Genomic DNA, 19,610 nt, shown 5'->3' with positions numbered 1-19,610 from the left:
TATTCATAACAAAGCGTACACTGTAGTGGCACAATGGTGACGGGTCAATGCTCACTATTCGCTTATTTTTCGTTGAATGGACACCAGTTTTATGTTAAGTGTCTAGCTTCAAGCTAGATAATAGCATTATTTATGAATTGGTTTATAAATCAGTGATAAAACCAGATAAAAATTAGCCGATAAAAAATAACATTATATAAAATAGGATGCGAGTAATGGCAGGATATATTTTAGCGCTAGATCAAGGTACGACGTCGAGCCGCGCAATATTGTATGACGACCATGCCCGCCCGATTAAAATGGCCCAGCAGCCGACGACTTTAAAAACTCCGCAGGCAAGTTTTGTTGAGCAAGACGCGCAGCAGATTTGGCAAACGCAGATTAGCTGTGCTCATGATGTGATTAATCAAGCAGGGCTGCTAGCCACCGATGTCACCAGTATTGCCATTACCAATCAGCGCGAGTCTATCGTGATGTGGGATAAGCAAACGGGCAAACCGCTAGCGCCGGCCATTATTTGGCAAGACCGCCGTACTGCCAGCTATTGTAAAACGCTTGCTGCGAAAAGCCCAAGCGCTAAGACGGATAACAGCCATGATGATATGGCCAGTGAGATTCAACGTCTTACAGGCTTGCGTTTGGATCCATATTTTAGCGCCAGTAAAATTGCATGGTTGTTAGAAAACGATCCCAAATTAAGGGTGCGCGCTAATAAAGGCGAAATCGCGGTCGGTACTATAGACAGCTGGCTTATTTATAAATTGACCGGTGGCGAGCATGTCATTGACGTCACCAATGCTTGTCGTACCTTATTATATGATGTCCATAAACTGGTATGGTCGGAGGAGCTATGTACCTGCTTTGGGATACCGATGAACATATTGCCCAAGGTACTACCGTCTGATGGCGATTTTGGTAAAACCAAAAAAGGACTGTTTGCTAAACAAATTCCCATTCAGGCGGTATTAGGTGACCAGCAAGCGGCGCTGTTTGGGCAAGGTTGCCTCAATGCAGGGATGGCTAAAAACACCTATGGCACCGGCTGTTTTATGCTGATGAATATTGGTAAAGAGCCGAAACTGAGCGAGCATAAGTTACTGACGACCATTGCTTGGCAACGCAAATCAACGCCAACCCGCCCAGACAATCTATCCTTTGATCAAATCGTGCAGTCTGGCAGACGCTTGCTACAGCCGCCCAAAAGAGAAGTCACTTATGCCTTAGAGGGCAGTGTGTTTATGGCGGGCGCTATCGTGCAGTGGTTGCGTGACAATCTTGGCATGATTCAACAAAGCAGTGAGGTTGAGCATTTAGCGCGGCAAGTAGATAGTAGTGAGGAGGTGGTGTTACTGCCAGCATTTACAGGGCTTGCGGCGCCTTATTGGCGCTCAGATATCAATGCCAGTATTACCGGTATGAGCCGTGGCACGACCAAAGCCCATATTGCGCGCGCGGCTCTCGAGGCCATTGCCTATCAAACTTACGATGTGCTGATTGCCATGCAAAAAGACAGCCCGCACCCTTTGACTGAATTAAGAGTAGATGGCGGTGCGGCGAATAACGACTTGCTCATGCAGTTTCAAGCCGACTTGTTAGGCGTACCGGTGCTACGCCCTAAAGACACAGAGATTACCGCTAAAGGTGCAGCTTTATTAGCGGGATTAAAAACCGGTCTATACGATGAGACTACGATACAAGCCTCGTGGCAGATTGATCGCATCTTTGAGCCTGAGATGTCTGCAGATAGGCGTGAACAGCATCTTGATAAGTGGCAACAAGCGATTGATAGAGCGCTAAAAGTCTTATAAATATTTAAATGAAAAATTAAGGCATTAGTGAATAGACGCTTATAAATTACTCAAAATACTCTGCTGCCCTACAAAATAGTGATAAAGATACAGGCTGTAACGCAAGGCAATCGTAATTTGGACATAGTTTACATAATCTGTGTATCGGTCATTATCCATAAGTTCCTATACTTTAGATGAATCAAGCAATACTGCTGATTTATAAGAGGTAATTTTTAGCAATTATTTTTATTGGTTAATTCTAATATTGCATAGTTTGTTAAATTTAACGCTTTATAAATGAGTGAACAATAAATCTAATATATAACAAATAATTTAAGGATAATATTATGAATAACGATGGACGTATTACCGACCCTAATAACCGCGTAGTGAATGATGATTATGTTGAAGTGGGCGACAGAGAACGTATTATCGATGATAACGATCGCCGCTTAGCAGGCACTGACCGTGATATTAATGGCAATAGAGTTGTCGGTCATGAAAACGACAATATCATCAATGACCATGATGCTATTGACCGTACTGCCGTTAAGCATATGACGAAGGAAAGCAGAGAAGATTTAAACGCCGATCCAATTACAGGTGAGCCAGGTTCACATCCAATTGGTACTGGTATTGGTGGTGTTGGCGGGGCAGCAGCAGGCGCGGCAATTGGTACAATGGCAGGCCCATTAGGTACTTTAATTGGCGGAGCTATTGGTGCTATCGTTGGTGGCGGCGTAGGTCATGCAGCAGCAGAAGCGATTGATCCTACTCGTGAAGAAGCTTACTGGCGTGCAGAACATGCCAATGCCGATTATTACCGTGAAGGTCACGACTTTGACCGCGATTTACACCCAGCGTATGCAGTAGGTTATGCAAATCGTGCTCGTTATCCAGCTGGTGCTCGTTTTGAAGACCATGAATCAGACTTAGAGCGCTCATGGCATGAAGTGAAAGGTGAGTCGCGCCTAGAGTGGAATGAAGCACGCCGTGCCTCACGTGACGCATGGAACCGTGTATCGTAATAAAGCGATGAGTTCATAGATACTGGCTATAAGTCAGGTTAGCCTTAAAAAATCAAGGATAAGTTACGTTTTGTTGAACTGCTTTTTGCTAAACATATAAGTTAAGTTTAACTAATGAGGTATTTAATATAAGTAAGCAAAGGATAAGAAAACTTACTCCTTCATTACTAGAGTTAGTTTGATTGTAGAACTGGCTCTGCTAACTCATAAATATAGTCAGTTTTATGTTATTTTAAAGCTTCCAAAGATGTCTTTGGAGGCTTTTTTAATGTATATTATTATGTATGAATATAGAGTGATAAAAGGTTATTTTAGAAAATAGCCATTATTAAACAAAGACAATCATCAAAAACAGTTACTCGTAAAAAAGACAATTATTAAAAATAAAAATAATAATAATAGGTAATTCATGGTTAATAACGCTGAAGACAATAGCCCTAAGCAATTTTATATAGCAACGGCCAATTTACTTAATTTTGCTAACCCTAATCGAATTTATTATGAAAACGCGCCGGCTTATAGCGATAACGAATACCAGCATAAGCTGCACGGCATTACCGACTTACTGGCAAAGGCCCATGCTGATATTATAGCCGTACAAGAAGTATGGGACAGTCAGGCGCTTGAAGCACTGGCAGTAGGGTTAGGATTCAAACCTGAGCATGTGGTTATTCCGCTGGCAAGTAATGATAAGGCCAGTCCTTATACCCAAGGCAAAGGCGCGCAACATACGCCAGCTGTCGGAATTATTACGCGTTTTGAGCAGTTAGAAAACACTTTGTTAGAACAGGTAGAACCAAAAGCGGTCATTGATATTCCTGATATCGGTCTTTATCAGCGCTTTAATCGTCCGCCGCTTGTATTACGAGTCAATGCCTTTGGACAACCGATTACGATTGTCACCGCGCATTTAAAAAGCAAACGGGCTTTTTTCCTACGCGATGAAAACGGTCAGTTGCTAGAGGATATGGACGATCCAAATATTCGCGTTCGTGCCAAGCTGCGTAGTTTGTGTATGCGCGCCGCAGAGGCCGCTTCTATTCGTATGTCCATTATTCAGCGCCTGCATCATACGCGTGAGCCACTGATTTTATTAGGCGATATGAACGATGTCACCGGTAGCGTGACCACCCAACTGATGAGCGAGACAGGCGAAGTCAATTATGATAAAAGTATGCGCGATGTCGCGTTATTTGACGCCGCTCGTATCCAAGCACGTTATGGTTGGATGAAAGATGTTGCTTATACGCATATTTATCAAGGTATGCCTGAAGTGATTGATCAGCTGTTTGTTTCAGAAGAGTTTTTACCTGATAGTAAGTTTTCGCTTGGTCAGGTTGAACGAGTTGACTATTTTAATGATCATTTAAAGTGGGATTATGCCGATAGAGTCATCGATCATGGTATTATAAGAGCGAAAATTAAACTTCACAATTAACCCTGTTTACTTAGTAATTAGTGAGTTATTTTTTAACCTATTCATGTCCCTTGCTTGATAGTTTACAAGCGTTTATCATGCTGCTTCATTTTAGTATAGTAGCGGTGCTATTGGCCCAAATTACCGGTTGATAGAAAATAGTCCTTCGATTTAGGACAAGTACTATCTGATGAAAACTATATAAAGTTAGGGCGTAACCTTAAGAGATTTATGATGATTGAAAATAAAGAAGACAAGATTGAAGATGTACTGGTAGATTCTGAGCTGGCAAAGAAGCTGGTGCCAAATAAATTCAAATTTACCAGTCAACAAGGCCGCGCACGCCGTCAAAAACTATTGATGGGCGCGAAAAAATTGAGTGAAACTCAAGCAATTAACGACATCACTTTGGCAGCTGTCTGCGAAGAAGCGGGTATTCCAAGAGCTTCTGCTTATCATTTCTTCCCTAATATCGAAGCGATATTTTTAGCACTGCGTTTTTTAAATGCCATCGATATTTTAGAAGTGCTGACAACGGTTGAAACGGTTGATTATGACAGATGGCAAGCGTACTTGACCGCGTTGATTGAGCGCTGTGTACAAATATTTGATGAAGATCAAACCAAAGCCAAATTGATTTATGACACCAATACGCCTGATTTTGAAGGGGATAGCTATGGTGAGCATATGGACAATCAAGTGGTGCAATTGGTCTATAAGCGCTTATCAGAGCGTTATGAGATGCCAAAATTCGAAGATATTCAAGATGTATTATTGATTACCTTCAGCATCATCAATGCCATCTTTACGGTTTCTTATCGCCGTCATCAAAGCATTACTGAGAAGTATTTGCAAGAAGCCAATACGGCGTCTATCGCTTATCTGCGTTGCTATCTGCCAGAAAAATTACCGCGTAAAAACCGTTAATTTTTATTGAGTTAGACAAGAGTTTTGAGCCAAATGACGAATATAAAAAAGCCGACATGATGTCGGCTTTTTTTGTGCAATTTTATGAGATTGTATTAATCGTTTAGTGTTTTAAGAGGACATTTAATTTTTATTCATTATCGGTAGCGCTTGACCGTTACAACCGTCATCGCTTGAATCTAAAGGAGCGTATTCTTCATAATAGCGCACGATAAGCGCTTCTAAAGCGACATTCGCTTTTGAATCATGAGTATTTACAAAAGCCTCGCGCGCTTGCTCAAACCAGCGGTCTGCCATCCGAAAGTGACTGTTTGATGATTTCGCGCCACGCTCACACTGGTCGGTAGCTGCCCATATTAATGACACTTCGCTAAAGGCGATTTCGCGTGGCGCGCTATCGATACCGCCACTATCTTTAAGAGCGCTTAACGTTGCCCATAAATCAGGTCGCATGAGCGCAGAAGTAGACGGAATGTCTTCAATAAGTGCAAGCTCTTCAACCTTATCATTTTTTAACGCTTGCAAGATATTTTCTGCCGTTTGGGCAGCTTCCACACCAACGTCTGAGCGACTATTCATACTGCCTTTATGATTTGCATAGTTTAGCCAAGCTTGGGCTTTGTAAGCAAAGTATTGTTGCCGCGCGCTCATGTTTTTTTGTTGATAAGTTTGTAATTCGTTCAGCATGCAATCCATAGCACGCTGCTGTACGCTTTGTGATTTAGAAGGTGCTAGAGTTTTAGTATCGTTGCTGCTGCGACAGTAATCTGCTGTCTTTAATGTATTCTCTTTTGGCGTAAGACTTGTAGTTGATACACAAGAAACCGCTGACAATAGTAACGCAGCTGATAAGACAGTATATAAAGGTTTTTTATAGCCAGTGGCTTGAATGCTAGTGCGAGGCATAAGAACAACCTTATAGTAAGGTAATAAGTATTTCGAGAAAACTAATTTACCGTGGTATTTAAAGATACATTGGCAGATTTTCTTGCAGGTAAAAGTTTGATATTCCAACGGATATAGCGATATTCAGAAAGCGGCGTATTAGTCATTTTTCCAGCTACTTGACGCACTAAGGGTATATCAGCAAAGTTTTTTCCATCGGTACTAGCTTGAGCGCTAGCAGGATGTGCTTCACCAGTAAATGTCATACTTGAAGGAATTGGTAGAGTAATAATTAAGTCATTGATATCTTTGGCTAAAGTATTAGTATAAATGACTTTATACTGGATAATAGTGCCTACTGGAGCAGTTCTGACAGGTATATAAACTACTTTGCCTTGCTTATCACTCACTACTTTATTAGTTGTCAGTTCCATTTTTACTCCATTATTAGCATATCCCAGAGTTAATGAAAGCATAAATAATAAAACTGTTGACAAAATAACCTTTAAAAATCTAAGGCAATTCATAGTATATTTCTTCCTCAATTCTCATATCGCTATCTACTTGCTGACTGTATCAATGTTAAATGAGATATCACCTTCATTATTTAGAGATTATGAGGTAATTATAAGGAAGATGCTATTTAATTATAGGGGTGGTGAATATTTGCTAATCTGTGCAGTTATAAATATGTACGCTTTTGTTTTTATAGCTCTCTACTAGATTATAAATATTTTTTACCAATTCTCTTATAGCAGCTCTAAAAACGGACGAAAGGCAGTTTTAGTATGACCAAACACATCAAAATGCTAAATTTAAGTAATGGCTCCGTAAAATAAAACGACTAAACAATATTCTGAAGTATCGCAAAAAAATATCCACTATTTATTTCAAAAATACTTGTCATATTGGCATTTCTCCATAGCTATAAACAAATCCACAATAAGTACCTATAATAGAGTGTCATTATCATTTGATAGTGAGAAGCGCATAGTGGCTATCGTTTAATTTTACAACGGTGTTTATTCGCGCCTAATGCTACTCTACAGTGATACGATTTATTTAGAGTTCTCTGTTATAACCCTGAACGTAAATGCGATGCTTAGATGCGGCAAGGAAGTTATAGGGAAGGCATCAAGTCAATCGATTGCTCATTAAGATACGTACCACCCTCTGATTTAATAACACCCTGTTATCGTGCAGGGCTGACTGATAAAAAGGATTAATTAAGATGAACTATTATAAGGATGCTGATAGCACCGAAACCCAAGAATGGCTGGAAGCCTTTGAGTCGGTTATCAAACATGCCGATAAGGATCGGGCGCAGTTTTTATTAAAAGCGTTATACAACATGGCGGTACAAGAAGGACTGCCATTTAACCGTCTCGATACCGCTTATATCAATACCATCGCGGTTGAAGATGAGCCAATGTACCCAGGTGACTTGACAATTGAGCGTAAAATTCGGGCTTTGATTCGCTACAACGCATTGGCAATGGTTATGCGTGCCAACAAAAATGATGATGATTTAGGCGGTCACCTAGCAACTTTTGCTTCAAGTGCGACCCTTTATGAGACAGGATTTAACCATTTCTTTCGTGCGGCAAGCGATCATTTCGGCGGTGATATGATTTATTATCAAGGTCACTCAGCGCCCGGTATTTATGCGCGCTCTTATTTAGAAGGTCGTTTAGATGAAGAGCAATTAGATAATTTTCGCCGTGAAGTGGGCGGCAAGGGTCTGTCAAGCTATCCGCATCCATATTTGATGCCAGATTATTGGCAGTTCCCAACCGTGTCGATGGGTTTGGGCCCAATTATGTCCATTTATCATGCGCACGTGCATCGCTATATGGAAAACCGCGGCTTGCTAGAAAAAGAAGATCGCAAGATTTGGACTTTCTTGGGTGATGGTGAAACCGACGAGCCAGAAAGCTTGGGTGCCATTTCGCTTGCTGGTCGTGAGAAGTTGGACAATTTAATTTGGGTCGTCAACTGTAACTTACAGCGCCTCGATGGTCCTGTGCGTGGTAACGGCAAGATTATTCAAGAGCTTGAGTCGGTATTCCGCGGTGCAGGCTGGCGCGTGATTAAGGTGATTTGGGGTGGTCAGTGGGATACCTTGTTAGATAAGGATACCACCGGCGTGCTTAAATATCGCATGGAAGAAGCGGTCGACGGTGAATATCAGTTATATGAAGCGCGTACGCCTGAATTTACGCGTAAAGAGTTCTTTGGCAAATATCCTGAGCTAGAGGAGATGGCAAACGAGCTGTCTGACCATGATATCTCGCGCTTAAACCGCGGCGGTCATGATCCGATGAAGGTTTATGCTGCCTTTAGTGAAGCCATGAAAACCAAAGGTCAACCGACCGTTGTCTTGGTCAAAACTGTTAAAGGCTATGGCTTGTCGACCCAAGCACAAGCGGTGAATAAATCGCATCAAATTAAAAAACTCGACCATGAAGCTTTGATGTATTTCCGTGACCGCTTTGACTTGCCATTTACCGATGACGAATTACAGACGCTACCGTTTTATCGTCCAAAAGAAGATTCACTTGAGATGAAGTACCTAAAAGGTCGCCGTGAAGCCTTAGGTGGTCATCTGCCCAATCGCCGTAGTGGTCATATTCCATTAAATATTCCAGATTTGTCTATTTTTGATCGTGTGCTTAAAGGCAGTAATGGTAAAGAGCAATCGACTACCATGGTGTTTGTACGCCTGCTATCAGCCATGCTAAAAAATAAAGACATTCAAGACCGCGTTGTGCCTATCGTTCCTGATGAAGCGCGTACTTTTGGTCTAGAAGGTATGTTCCGTCAATTGGGTATTTACTCGGCTTCTGGGCAAAAATATACGCCAGAAGATAGTGAAGCATTAATGGGTTATAAAGAAGCCATCGATGGTCACATGTTAGAGGAAGGGATTAACGAAGCGGGCGCGATGAGTACTTGGATTGCACTGGCAACCAGTTATTCTGTCAACGCGTTACCGATGATTCCGATGTATATTTACTACTCGATGTTTGGTTTCCAACGTATTGGTGACCTTGCATGGGCGGCAGGTGACTGTCAGGCGCAAGGCTTCTTACTTGGCGCAACAGCGGGTCGTACTACGCTAAATGGCGAAGGCTTGCAGCATCAAGATGGTCATTCACAAATTCTATTTAACGTCGTACCGAACTGCGTGACTTACGATCCTTGCTTTGGTTATGAGTTGGCAGTGATTATGCATGATGGTCTACGCCGCATGTATGGCGAGGGCGAGCGCGTTTATTATTACTTAACGTTAATGAATGAAAACTACGAACAGCCTGCCATGCCAGAAGGCGTGGAAGAAGGTATTAAGCGTGGTATGTACTTACTAGAAGACAATGGCTCAAGCCAAGTTCAGCTGCTCGGTTCTGGTGTTATTTTACGCGAAGTTCAAAAAGCGGCACAAATATTACACGACGAGTTTAATATCAGCTCCAACGTCTGGAGCGTGACCAGCTTTAACGAGCTGACTCGCGATGGTATGGCTTGTGATGATTATAACCGCCTGCATCCGATGGAAGAAGAAATAGTACCTTGGGTTACTGAGCAGTTGGCTCCGCACGAAGGTATCGTAGTTGCTGCTACAGATTATATGCGTAACTACTCAGAACAAATCCGTGCTTGGTTACCGGATAATCGCCCTTATACGACTTTAGGTACTGATGGCTATGGTCGCTCGGATACCCGTGAGAATCTACGTAGCTTCTTCCATGTTGATGCCGCGCATATCGTGGTCGCCACGCTTAAACGCTTAGCTGATGAAGGTGAAGTTGAGATGCGTTTGGTAAAAGATGCGATTTCAAGCTTCGGTATCGAAGCGGATCAACCGCCTGCATGGCAACAACAGCCTCATTATGATCATTTCCCAGACGCGCCAGCCCCTGATAATGTTAATCCGAGCCCTGTACCAGAGTTTGTCGATGAAGATGATGATGAAATAAGTAGTGAAGGTCGCGCAGAAGACCCAGCTGACGCCGCCTTACTCAATGATGATGACGTCAAAGAATAGCCAAAAGACAAGGCAATCATAATACAAGGAGAATTACGGATGGACATTAAAGCCCCCGATTTGGGTGTCGATAGCGCCGAAGTCAGTGAGATTATGGTCGAAGTTGGCGACGTTATTGCAAAAGACGACAATATCATTTTATTAGAATCTGATAAAGCGTCAGTAGAAGTACCAAGCTCGGCTGCTGGTAAAGTAACTAAAATAAGCGTGGCAGTTGGTGACCAAGTGAGCGAAGGTATGGTGCTTATTGAGCTTGATAGCGAAGCCGATGCTGACAGTCAAAATGATAGTCAAAGCGCTGACACAGAAAACAAAACAGAATCTGTCGCTGACAAAAGAAATGAGCCGCAGGATAATCAGCAAACAGAGAAACAAAACGACACTAAAACCGCCGAGGAAAGTACTTCTCAGCCTGCCAAACAAGCAAGTGAGCAAGCAGGCGAACAAGTAGGAAAAGCAACTACTCATGCCTTGCCAGACCTAGGTGTTGATGAAGCGCAAGTGTCCGAGATTATGGTCAGTGTCGGTGATATGGTTACTGCTGATCAATCCATTTTGCTGATTGAATCTGATAAAGCGTCGGTTGAAGTGCCAGCGCCAGAAGCGGGCAAGGTCGAAAAAATATTGGTGCAAGCGGGCGATATGGTCGCCAATGGTCAAGACTTTATTGTCATTATTGGTGAGGGTTCAGATAGCGCCAGTAATAATGCTAGTGAGTCTAAGGCTGATACTTCTGAATCGCAAGCATCAAAGCCAGCTGAATCAACTAGCAAAACGGAATCAGCTGAGCAGTCTGACAAGTCGCAACCAACAGACGAGCCTAAACAAGCCGCTAGTTCTTCGACTAATACTAAGGCTACAAATGCCAAGCTGACCGAAGCACAAGTCAACGAAAAAATGGTCGATATCTATGCCGGTCCTGCCGTGCGTAAGCTTGCGCGTCAGCTAGGGGTTGATATCTCTCAAGTGACGGGTTCAGCGCTTAATGAGCGTATCTTAAAAGAAGATTTATTTGCCCATGTAAAAGACAGCTTGAGCAAGCAAAAAGCCGCGCCTGCTAGTGGTAATGGGGTCAGCTCAAGCTTGCCAAGCTTACCTGATATGAGCAATACCGAGATATGGGGTGAGACGGAGGTACAAGATTTAAGCCGCCTACAAAAAGTGTCAATACCGCAGCTTAATTATAATACCTTGTTGCCGCAAGTGACGCAGTTCGATCTATCTGATATCACGGAGACTGAAAAGTTACGTGGTGAGCTCAAAGGTGCTATGAAAGCGGAAGGTATCGGCTTCACTATTTTAGCCTTTGTTGTCAAAGCGACCGCTTATGCGTTAACCCAGCATCCGCGTTTTAACAGTCATTTGAGTGATGACAATACCCAAGTTATTTTACGTAAAAGCGTCAATATGGGTATTGCGGTAGCGACTGATGACGGCCTCATTGTACCTGTTATCAAAAATGTGCAAGATAAAGGACTTAAGCAGATTGCTATTGAGATTGGTGAGCTTGCGGTTAAAGCGCGTGATAAGAAACTGACGACTAAAGAATTGCAAGGCGCGAGCTTTACGATATCTAGTCAAGGTAACTTAGGTGGTACCGCATTTACGCCACTGGTAAATTGGCCACAAGTGGGTATCCTAGGGGTATCAGAAGCCAGTATGCAGCCGCGTTGGAATGCTAGTAAGCAATCTTTCGAGCCGCGTTTGATGCTGCCGTTATCGCTATCTTATGATCATCGGGTGATTAATGGCGCTGATGCCGCGGTATTTACCCGTTATATCGCAACTTTATTGGCGGATCCACGCCGTATTTTGCTATAGTTTTAGGGTTAAGTAAAAATAGCATGGTTAATAGAAAAGACTATCTGCGGATGGTCTTTTTTATATCCTTTATTACAAAAATATCTATTCATAGACACAAAGAAGCCAGCTATTAAGCTGGCTTCTTTTATTTATGGCGTTCAGTCTATAGCAATGAGCTATATTAGAACTGTTTTACAAAAGCAACGCCATATACCCAAGGGCTGATATCAATTTCACCAAGCTCATAATTAACGCCCGCACCATTTACTACGGTAGCGTCTGTTTTGATGTCCATATAGCGGGCATCAATACGCAAAGACTCAGTAGGCGCAAATGGGATATCAAGACCGATATGACCAGCAACACCAACGCTATCATCAAGTTTTAACTCAAGACCTAAGTTGTTATTAAGTTTTTCTTTGAAGAAAGTTGTATAGTTCACACCAACACCAACAAAAGGTTTCACATTCATAGGCAGGTTATAGCCATCGAAGTGGTATTGTAGAGAAAGAGTAGGTGGTAAATGTTGAGTCTTGCCTGTAAAAATCTCTTTACCATCAGCATCATTTAAAGTGAAATCATGATGAAATGGAATGGCAGCCAGTAGCTCAACACCAACGTTATTAGCGATAAAATATTCACCACTGATGGTTGGACGTACATCGCCATCAACATCAACATTAGCAACTAAATTAAGATCACTGTTTGCTAGAGTACCGTTATCACTTTTTGGATCAACATAGTGAGCACCAGCAGCCACAGACCAAGTACCAGCAGGTACAGCGAAAGCAGTAGTCATGGTAAGTGCAGTTGCAGCAGCTAAAACTAGGGATTGTAGTTTCATCGTTTGATTCCTCAACATAATAGATGATTATTGGTCAGTCGCTAATGAGGGATGACAGTAGTGACTGATTACACAATGTTATGGTTAACTTGTAACATTATCTCTCTATTATAGTACAAAAACCTCACGAGGAGTAAGGTTTTAAACAGGAAGTTGGCTTAATTGTATTTTATGTTACAGTCGTGATGGATTTTATGGATTAAATTACCCTTTCCATTTTTAAATGCTTGTCTTATGCTACATCTGCGTTTTTAAACATTAGTATTAAACAATGACATGGATAGAAGGATAGATTGGATATTATGCTCGGTTATTGTAGTAACTCTCCGCTGCGCTGCGAAAATGCCCGCTCAATTAAGCTTTTAAACCAAATAGATGCCTGTTGTCCTAAATGCGGCTTGTTTTTATTACCAGCCCAAAACTTAAGCAATCAATTACGAGCGGATGAGCGTTTTTTACGTTTGATATTTTTTGTCACGGCGCTGCTATTAGTAATCGCGACCTACATTTATTACATAAATTTTGTATAATCATAACGTCTGAAGCAAAAATTGCGATAAATTGTTTAAAAAACCCTCATTGATTCTGCAAGCGCAACTGCCTTTTTGTTGATATCTCCCACCTGATTTTTATAACATAAAACCGGTATTACACCACATAGGGACGGCATGCTATTCCAATCTATTCGGCGCTTGCGTCTTTTCGTCTATAATATTTTACAAAACGATGAGCATGACACGCTCTTTAGTCGCTATGTCGATTACTTTCTCATTTTTTTGATTATGGCGAACGTCACGGCGGTTATCGCTGAGTCGGTTGACAACTGGTATTACCCGTATCAAGCGTGTTTTACGTGGTTTGAAAACTTCTCTATCGTGATCTTTTCTATTGAGTATTTACTGAGGCTATGGAGTGTCGCTGAAGCCAAACCTGATAATACGACGTGGCGTCAGCGCTGGGATTGGCTAAAAAGTCCGTCGGCGTTGATTGATATCGTTGCCATTGCCCCCGCATTTTTGAATTTCTTTGTCAGTATCGATTTGCGCTTCTTACGTATTTTGCGCCTGTTTCGAATTTTGAAACTTACCCGCTATTTTGTCTCATTGCGTATTTTATTGGTGGTTATCAGTAAGGAAAAAGGCTCGTTTCAAGCGGTCATTTTTATCTTAATTATTATGATTGTGACAGCGTCGAGCGGCATTTATTTGGTCGAAAACCACGTCCAGCCCGAGGAGTTTGAGTCGATACCCAAAGCTATGTGGTGGTCGGTGGTCACCCTGACGACGGTAGGCTACGGCGATGTCACACCTATCACCAATGCTGGTAAGATACTAGGTGCACTTATCACCATACTAGGCGTTGGTCTTGCGGCTTTGCCAGCGGGTATTTTGGCGACGGGTTTGGCAAATGAGCTGAGTCAGCGCCGAGAAGAGCTCGAGCAAGATTTTCGTGAGCAACTGGTCGATAGTAATTTTGATTTGGTGCAAAATCAGATGATGATTGAAAAGATTCGCCGCGAGCTTGGATTGGATAAGGAGCAAGCACAAGAAATCGTACTGCAAGTACTGCGCGAAAAAGAGCTTGAGCGCCGAGAAAAGGAAGTGCGGCAAAAGAATTTTTGTCCGCATTGCGGTGAGCCGTTAGAATAAAGTAAGTATTTAAAATTTTTTGGATGAAAATGGAAAGGGTAAAACGTGAAATCTCAACAGCGTTTTGTCCTTTTTTAATTGATAGGTTTTTTAATTGGTAGCTAAAAACCAATCTAATACTGGTTATGCATCAGTTATACATAGTTGGCGTAATCGGTAGAGCGCGTGCCAATTCATGCGCCACTTCTTGCGCGGCGGTTGCTAAATCTTTTGCAGGTAGCGGTAGATTTTGCAGGGTCAAATGCCAATCATCCACTTCTCGCTGCAAGTGTGCCGCCCAAAGCGTTACACAGTCACGTGGTAGCTGCTTTAAATTAACCTCAAAAACGCGATTGCCTTCATCATCGCTTAAATGAATCTCGCCTTTTTTGACTCTGCTAAACGGTAGGTTGTGGTAAGAGTTAGCGATTAAGGCAATGTGGGTAATGTGCGCAGGTACTTTATCCAAATAAATTCTGATTTGCTCTTGGTCAAGGGGCGCAAGATACATCGCTTGTTCACCTCGGTCCTTACCGTTGAGACTATCGCCTTGATGTTTGACGGATTCTGCCTTATCCCGTAACTGTTTAAACCAAACGATATCGCTGATGGTGCAGTTGTCGTTATATAGTACGCAGGCCAAATCAATATCAATCGCGCCTTCATTTTTCTTAAAGCGTTTTTTTAGGTTTTTAAATAAGCCTTTTTGCTCAATCTTAGTAAATTCATAATTGAGCGCAAAAAATAATGTCCCCGTGTCTAAACCCAGCGCTCTTAAACTGTCTGAAAGTAACGGTGATGGGGTAGTGGCTGACATAATATTCCTTTTGGGTTTTTAATTTTGTATTAGGTTTTTAATTAAGATAAACGTTGGCTTATTGGCTACAGCGGTTAAATTTTTATCATCGTTAATAATTATAATCATTAGCCACCTTTTTATTGCCGCTGTGCATCATTGATGGGTTTGTCTAAAACCGCTTCGTATAGGAGCGCAGGTTTGGCGTCTAATAGACCACTGCCAAAGCCACGTAGCCACCAAACCAGCTGTGAGGTTAAGTTGACGGTTGCGCGTATGGTTAGGGTTCCATCACTATTGATGATTACAGTTTGATCGTCACTCAGCTTGCTTTCCGTTAAGCTTTTCCCCGCTTGTTTGGTAAATTGTAGCTCAACTGAGGTATGTTTGCCACGATCGGGTAGCTGGCTAAATAAAGGATGGCTAAAGCCCATGCCGCCTGCATCTAAATAGTTATCGAGGTGGAAGTTATCAGGGGTTTGAGCCGCGCTTTCTAGTATCTCAACGCTGGCAAAGCGGTGTAGAGCAAAGGTACGAATAATTACGTCTGGGTCATCGATACGCGTCGCCAGTAAGTAAATAATCACCCCACGCTGAATGATGGCGATAGGATTTAAGGTATATTCGCTGGCTTGTGATTTATCGCTACGAGTATAACTGGCTTTTATTTGTAGTTGATAAAACAACGCATGATAAATATTGTCTTTACTTTCCAAATCAATATGCGGCGCAATCAAAGGCTGCGAGGCAGGCTCGATGCGTACCCTATCAATCCATGAATGGGTGACTTTACTGTTTTTAAGTTGCCGGCGTGCCAAATCGAACCAAGGAAAAAGCTCATCTAAAATAACCGGCGGCAGCAGCTGGCTTAGATTGGCTTCGACCATATTAAAGGCAACCGCTTGCGATAAATTCATATGCGGTAAGCTTTGCAGCGGCGCATCGTCTTTCCAACGCCAGCCTTGTGGATTGGCATTGTTTTTTTCGATAGGAAAGCGTTTGGCAAGGGCATTTAAATCGCGTTGCACGGTGCGTAAACTGATATCAAAACCTGCCAATTTAAGCTGCTCGTAGACATGGGTGGTACCTACCCAACGATTGCGCTGCAACTGCGACAGTACTTGCCATTGCCGCGCGGTTGTCGCAGCGCCATGACGATTATCTGCTGCTTCCTCAGACGCTTTATTATCTGTCACAACTTCGTCATTTTGCTCAGTAACTTTTTTAGGCACGTCTCCTAGCACTAGGGCAGTTGCTGACTCATCAACAGCTGATTGCGATTGAAGACCATCGGCGTCAGTAGAATGTACAGTCATTAAAGATAACCTTTATTCAGTCACGAGTTTAATTTTTATAAGGGTATTATTTATGAATACAGCTTATTAAAACAGCAAAGCGCAAAAAACTCATCATCGCAGAAAAGCATATCAGCGTCTAGAGTTGCTCTGCTGTATTTGCGCAGCAGTCATCTGGTTCTTTCTTGGCCTTTTTTTGCTTATCTTGTTTTTTTTGACGTTTGGCCTTACGCTTCTTTTTATCCTTTTTCTTCGATTTTTTATCATCGACTTCGTCATCAGCGTTTTGATTTTCATCCCAAAGCATCAACCGACTTAACACTTTACCAAATAGAGTGTCTTTACGGTAGCGACCTTTTTTATTAATGGTGTCGACAGGCAGACCCGTCATTAAGGTCAAGGCTTCACTAAGCGTCTGCACGCCATAAATATGAAACTGGCCGGCTTTGACGGCGGCAATGATGTCGTCACGCAGCATTAATTGTTTGACGTTGGCCATCGGAATAACCACGCCTTGTTGTCCCGTCAGCTCTTGCTCGCGGCAAGCGTCAAAGAAACCCGCGATTTTAGAATTGATACCGCCAACCGCTTGGACTTCGCCTAACTGATTCATTGAGCCGGTAATCGCAAAAGATTGATTGATCGGGACGTTTGCTAAAGCGGACAGCAGCGCGCAGCCTTCACTGACTGTGGCACTATCACCATCGATATGAGCGTAACTTTGCTCAAAAGCGAGTGAGGCGCTAAAGTTGAGCGCATGATGCTGACTAAATAAGGCGCGCAAATAGCTGGTCATAATCAGCATACCTTTTGCGTGTAAGCTGCCGCCCAAGTCCACATCGCGCTCGATATCGAGGATTTCACCCGCGCCAATATTTGGCTGAATGACGGCAGTCAGACGCGCAGGCATACCAAACTCGCTATCGGCATAGCTGACGACGGTGAGTGCATTGACTTGCCCGACCGCATCACCTTTGGTCTGAATCAGCTGTTGGCCATTTTTTAGCTCATCCCAATATAGGTCGCGCAAGTATCCTGAGCGCTCGTCCATATCGTCAATAGCGTGGGTCACGTGTATGGCGCTAACGATATTTTTACCGCTCAAACGTGCATGGCGGTTGGATTCATGCAACAGCTTGATCAATAAATCACTATGCAAACTCAAGCGGTCTTGGTCTTCGGCTTGTAAGCTTAAATGCTCAAGTAAGGCAGCTTGGGCGCTACTATCAAACGGATAAAGGTTGGCATAATCAATGATGTCTGCCATTTTTGCCACCAATGCCAATTCATGTTCAGGGCTACGTGTCACATCATCATGAAAATCGGCACGTACTTTAAATACCGCATCAAACTCCGGCTCAAGCTCGAGTAATTCGTAATATAAATCCGCTTCGCCAAGCAAAATCACCTTAATATCAAGGTCAATCGGTGCGGGCGCAAGCGACAAGCTGCCTGTCAAGGTTAGCATCTGCTCAAGGCTAGATAGTCTGATTTTACGTGATTGCAGGGCGCGCTTAAGGCCTTGCCAGGCGTAAGGATGCTCAAGCAGATGACTGGCTTCTAACAACAGATAACCGCCATTGGCACGGTGCAGGGCGCCGGCTCGAATCATACTGACATCGGTGGTTACTGTGCCCAATTGGGTGATTTGCTCGACATGACCCAATAGGTTTAAATGCGTCGGCAAATCTTCAAAGATGACGGGGGCGCCACTATCTGGCGTATGACTGACAATGACGTTGATCGCATAACGGCTCGGCGTTGTGGCAAGAACGGCCGTCACAAACTCCTCATCATCACCATTGACGATACGCTCGACATGCGTAACCATATCGGCAAATACGGTTTTTAGATACTCGACAACCAAGGGATGAGCAGCAAATTGCTCATAAATAGGCGCAAATAAAGGTTGTAGCGCACGGCGTGCAATATTGCGATGCAATGCTTCAATGGCATCATTGGCTTCGTCTTCTAATTGCTCTAAGGCGATGGTTAGCTGACTTAAGCGCTTTTGCATATGGTTTTTTTGGGCAAAATTATTCAGCTCAGCTTCATATTCGCTTTTGCCGTATGCGTTGCCATACTCGCTGTTAGCATTATCATCATCAAGATTATTTTTAGTAGGGTGCGCAGTCTTTTCTACTGTTGTTTGATTTTTTTGGCTACTAGAAATTTTTAAATGGTCAATGCTCTGATTGTTTTCTTCGGTAGATAACTTGCTAGGATGGACAAATACCGCTTTATTATCAAATGCGCGAAACGTCAGTGCCAAATCGTACTGTTTACCTTCGGTATTAAGGTCATCGTAAGCCTGACTTTCTTTTTGATGGGTGTCATTTTTAATCGCTTCGATTTTGCTTTGATACTGGTCGCTACGAAAACGTTGGCTAAGTCGTTTTTTTGCTTGCTGCCATAATTGGTTGACCTGCTGTTGCAATATCTGCCCTTGCCCGGCAGGTAGGCGCAGTGCTTGCGGTGTACGCGGATCAGTAAAGTTGTGCACATAAACCCAATCATCAGGCGTCGGTGCATCAGCGGCAATGCGTTGTAGTAAGCGACTGATCACTGTGCGTTTGCCTAAACCATTTTCGCCCGCGGCAAAGACGTGATAGCCGCTGGCATGAATGTCTAGCGCCGTCTGCAAGGCTTTCAGGGCGCGCTGTTGCCCAAAGCCGACATCTAGATCAGGGGCAGTACGGGTATCGGTCGGTAGCTCATCAGGATTGGTATAACGCTTAAGCTGCTCGGCACTAATAAGGCAGCGCTCATTAACCTCGATAAATACTGGATGAGGCGTATTAGGCATATCTAAAGTGCGCTCTTGCTCATCAGTCTCGTTCGCCTTTATTGCTGTCGGCTTTGTATTGTCTGGCTTAGAAGCTTTTGTTACTGCTGAATTTTTAACAGGTGTTGCCATAGATTTGCTGTCTTTTGAGTCTTGATTTATAGGGGTGTTTTGCGGTTCGGTCATAGTTATATAGTAGGTCGTTTTAAAAGGGTGGAATGGTTACTGATTTTTTACTGTTTGCGCTTTAAGTTTAGGAATGTATTTTTAATCATGCTTACATTTATAATAGTAAATAAGAACATCTTACAAGATATCGGCGCGTTTTAGACAAGACATTCAGCGCAGTTTTGTATCATAGTAAAGT

At 42.9% G+C, this 19,610-nt stretch carries 13 protein-coding genes; 7 read left to right on the top strand and 6 right to left on the bottom strand.

Annotated features, from left to right (window positions below):
• The first annotated feature begins 215 nt into the window (after nucleotides 1–215).
• From glpK to JMX70_RS08800, 4 genes are all read left to right on the top strand, one after another.
• A complete protein-coding gene (gene glpK, locus JMX70_RS08815; RefSeq protein WP_068404840.1) occupies nucleotides 216–1,808 on the top strand; it encodes a glycerol kinase GlpK in 1,593 nt (530 codons plus the stop codon).
• Between the two features lie 539 nt (nucleotides 1,809–2,347).
• Entirely contained in the window at nucleotides 2,348–2,818 is a 471-nt protein-coding gene (locus JMX70_RS08810) for a glycine zipper domain-containing protein (protein WP_225211729.1), read from the top strand.
• A 409-nt stretch (nucleotides 2,819–3,227) separates the two neighbouring features.
• Nucleotides 3,228–4,256: an endonuclease/exonuclease/phosphatase family protein gene (locus JMX70_RS08805; RefSeq protein ID WP_201591348.1), complete on the top strand. Its 1,029-nt coding sequence runs from the start codon at nucleotides 3,228–3,230 to the stop codon at nucleotides 4,254–4,256.
• A 213-nt stretch (nucleotides 4,257–4,469) separates the two neighbouring features.
• A complete protein-coding gene (locus tag JMX70_RS08800) occupies nucleotides 4,470–5,162 on the top strand; it encodes a TetR/AcrR family transcriptional regulator (RefSeq protein WP_200663669.1) in 693 nt (230 codons plus the stop codon).
• A 123-nt stretch (nucleotides 5,163–5,285) separates the two neighbouring features.
• On the opposite strand, the gene JMX70_RS08795 is transcribed toward JMX70_RS08800, so the two are convergent.
• Nucleotides 5,286–6,068, bottom strand: a complete 783-nt coding sequence (locus JMX70_RS08795) for a hypothetical protein (RefSeq protein ID WP_201591346.1) — start codon at nucleotides 6,066–6,068, stop codon at nucleotides 5,286–5,288.
• Between the two features lie 41 nt (nucleotides 6,069–6,109).
• The gene (locus JMX70_RS08790) at nucleotides 6,110–6,481 is read right to left on the bottom strand and encodes a hypothetical protein (RefSeq protein ID WP_223808581.1); all 372 of its coding nucleotides are present in this window, start codon (nucleotides 6,479–6,481) and stop codon (nucleotides 6,110–6,112) included.
• A gap of 797 nt (nucleotides 6,482–7,278) precedes the next feature.
• Here JMX70_RS08790 and aceE point away from each other — a divergent pair.
• The gene (aceE, locus tag JMX70_RS08785) at nucleotides 7,279–10,092 is read left to right on the top strand and encodes a pyruvate dehydrogenase (acetyl-transferring), homodimeric type (RefSeq protein ID WP_201591343.1); all 2,814 of its coding nucleotides are present in this window, start codon (nucleotides 7,279–7,281) and stop codon (nucleotides 10,090–10,092) included.
• 39 nt (nucleotides 10,093–10,131) lie between these two features.
• Nucleotides 10,132–11,913 carry a 2-oxo acid dehydrogenase subunit E2 gene (locus tag JMX70_RS08780; RefSeq protein ID WP_201591341.1) on the top strand — a complete coding sequence of 594 codons (1,782 nt, stop codon included), beginning with the start codon at nucleotides 10,132–10,134 and terminating at the stop codon, nucleotides 11,911–11,913.
• A 163-nt stretch (nucleotides 11,914–12,076) separates the two neighbouring features.
• Here the strand turns inward: JMX70_RS08780 and JMX70_RS08775 are convergent, their stop codons facing one another.
• The gene (locus JMX70_RS08775; RefSeq protein WP_201591339.1) at nucleotides 12,077–12,739 is read right to left on the bottom strand and encodes an OmpW/AlkL family protein; all 663 of its coding nucleotides are present in this window, start codon (nucleotides 12,737–12,739) and stop codon (nucleotides 12,077–12,079) included.
• 668 nt (nucleotides 12,740–13,407) lie between these two features.
• On the opposite strand from JMX70_RS08775, the gene JMX70_RS08770 reads away from it, so the two are divergent.
• Nucleotides 13,408–14,388: an ion transporter gene (locus JMX70_RS08770; RefSeq protein WP_191691816.1), complete on the top strand. Its 981-nt coding sequence runs from the start codon at nucleotides 13,408–13,410 to the stop codon at nucleotides 14,386–14,388.
• A gap of 130 nt (nucleotides 14,389–14,518) precedes the next feature.
• On the opposite strand, the gene JMX70_RS08765 is transcribed toward JMX70_RS08770, so the two are convergent.
• From JMX70_RS08765 to JMX70_RS08755, 3 genes are all read right to left on the bottom strand, one after another.
• Nucleotides 14,519–15,184, bottom strand: coding sequence for a TerD family protein (locus JMX70_RS08765; protein WP_201591337.1), 666 nt, complete (start codon nucleotides 15,182–15,184; stop codon nucleotides 14,519–14,521).
• A gap of 119 nt (nucleotides 15,185–15,303) precedes the next feature.
• A complete protein-coding gene (locus tag JMX70_RS08760; protein WP_201591335.1) occupies nucleotides 15,304–16,479 on the bottom strand; it encodes a helix-turn-helix transcriptional regulator in 1,176 nt (391 codons plus the stop codon).
• Between the two features lie 118 nt (nucleotides 16,480–16,597).
• Complete coding sequence (locus tag JMX70_RS08755) at nucleotides 16,598–19,429, bottom strand: ATP-binding protein (RefSeq protein ID WP_201591333.1); 2,832 nt, start codon at nucleotides 19,427–19,429, stop codon at nucleotides 16,598–16,600.
• Between the last annotated feature and the right edge of the window lie 181 nt (nucleotides 19,430–19,610).

Source organism: Psychrobacter pulmonis (assembly GCF_904846465.1).
Lineage (GTDB): Bacteria > Pseudomonadota > Gammaproteobacteria > Pseudomonadales > Moraxellaceae > Psychrobacter > Psychrobacter faecalis.
The sequence above is the reverse complement of the archived record's forward strand: the minus strand, read 5'-3'. Positions and strand labels throughout refer to the sequence as shown.

Excerpts from the sequence above, each read along its gene's own strand:
- JMX70_RS08770 (WP_191691816.1), top strand. The coding sequence starts at position 13,408 with ATGCTATTCCAATCTATTCGGCGCTTGCGTCTTTTCGTCTATAATATT.
- JMX70_RS08805 (WP_201591348.1), top strand. The coding sequence starts at position 3,228 with ATGGTTAATAACGCTGAAGACAATAGCCCTAAGCAATTTTATATAGCA.
- JMX70_RS08765 (WP_201591337.1), bottom strand. The coding sequence starts at position 15,184 with ATGTCAGCCACTACCCCATCACCGTTACTTTCAGACAGTTTAAGAGCG.
- JMX70_RS08755 (WP_201591333.1), bottom strand. The coding sequence starts at position 19,429 with ATGACCGAACCGCAAAACACCCCTATAAATCAAGACTCAAAAGACAGC.
- JMX70_RS08760 (WP_201591335.1), bottom strand. The coding sequence starts at position 16,479 with ATGACTGTACATTCTACTGACGCCGATGGTCTTCAATCGCAATCAGCT.
- JMX70_RS08810 (WP_225211729.1), top strand. The coding sequence starts at position 2,348 with ATGACGAAGGAAAGCAGAGAAGATTTAAACGCCGATCCAATTACAGGT.
- JMX70_RS08780 (WP_201591341.1), top strand. The coding sequence starts at position 10,132 with ATGGACATTAAAGCCCCCGATTTGGGTGTCGATAGCGCCGAAGTCAGT.
- aceE (WP_201591343.1), top strand. The coding sequence starts at position 7,279 with ATGAACTATTATAAGGATGCTGATAGCACCGAAACCCAAGAATGGCTG.
- JMX70_RS08795 (WP_201591346.1), bottom strand. The coding sequence starts at position 6,068 with ATGCCTCGCACTAGCATTCAAGCCACTGGCTATAAAAAACCTTTATAT.
- glpK (WP_068404840.1), top strand. The coding sequence starts at position 216 with ATGGCAGGATATATTTTAGCGCTAGATCAAGGTACGACGTCGAGCCGC.
- JMX70_RS08800 (WP_200663669.1), top strand. The coding sequence starts at position 4,470 with ATGATTGAAAATAAAGAAGACAAGATTGAAGATGTACTGGTAGATTCT.
- JMX70_RS08775 (WP_201591339.1), bottom strand. The coding sequence starts at position 12,739 with ATGAAACTACAATCCCTAGTTTTAGCTGCTGCAACTGCACTTACCATG.
- JMX70_RS08790 (WP_223808581.1), bottom strand. The coding sequence starts at position 6,481 with ATGGAACTGACAACTAATAAAGTAGTGAGTGATAAGCAAGGCAAAGTA.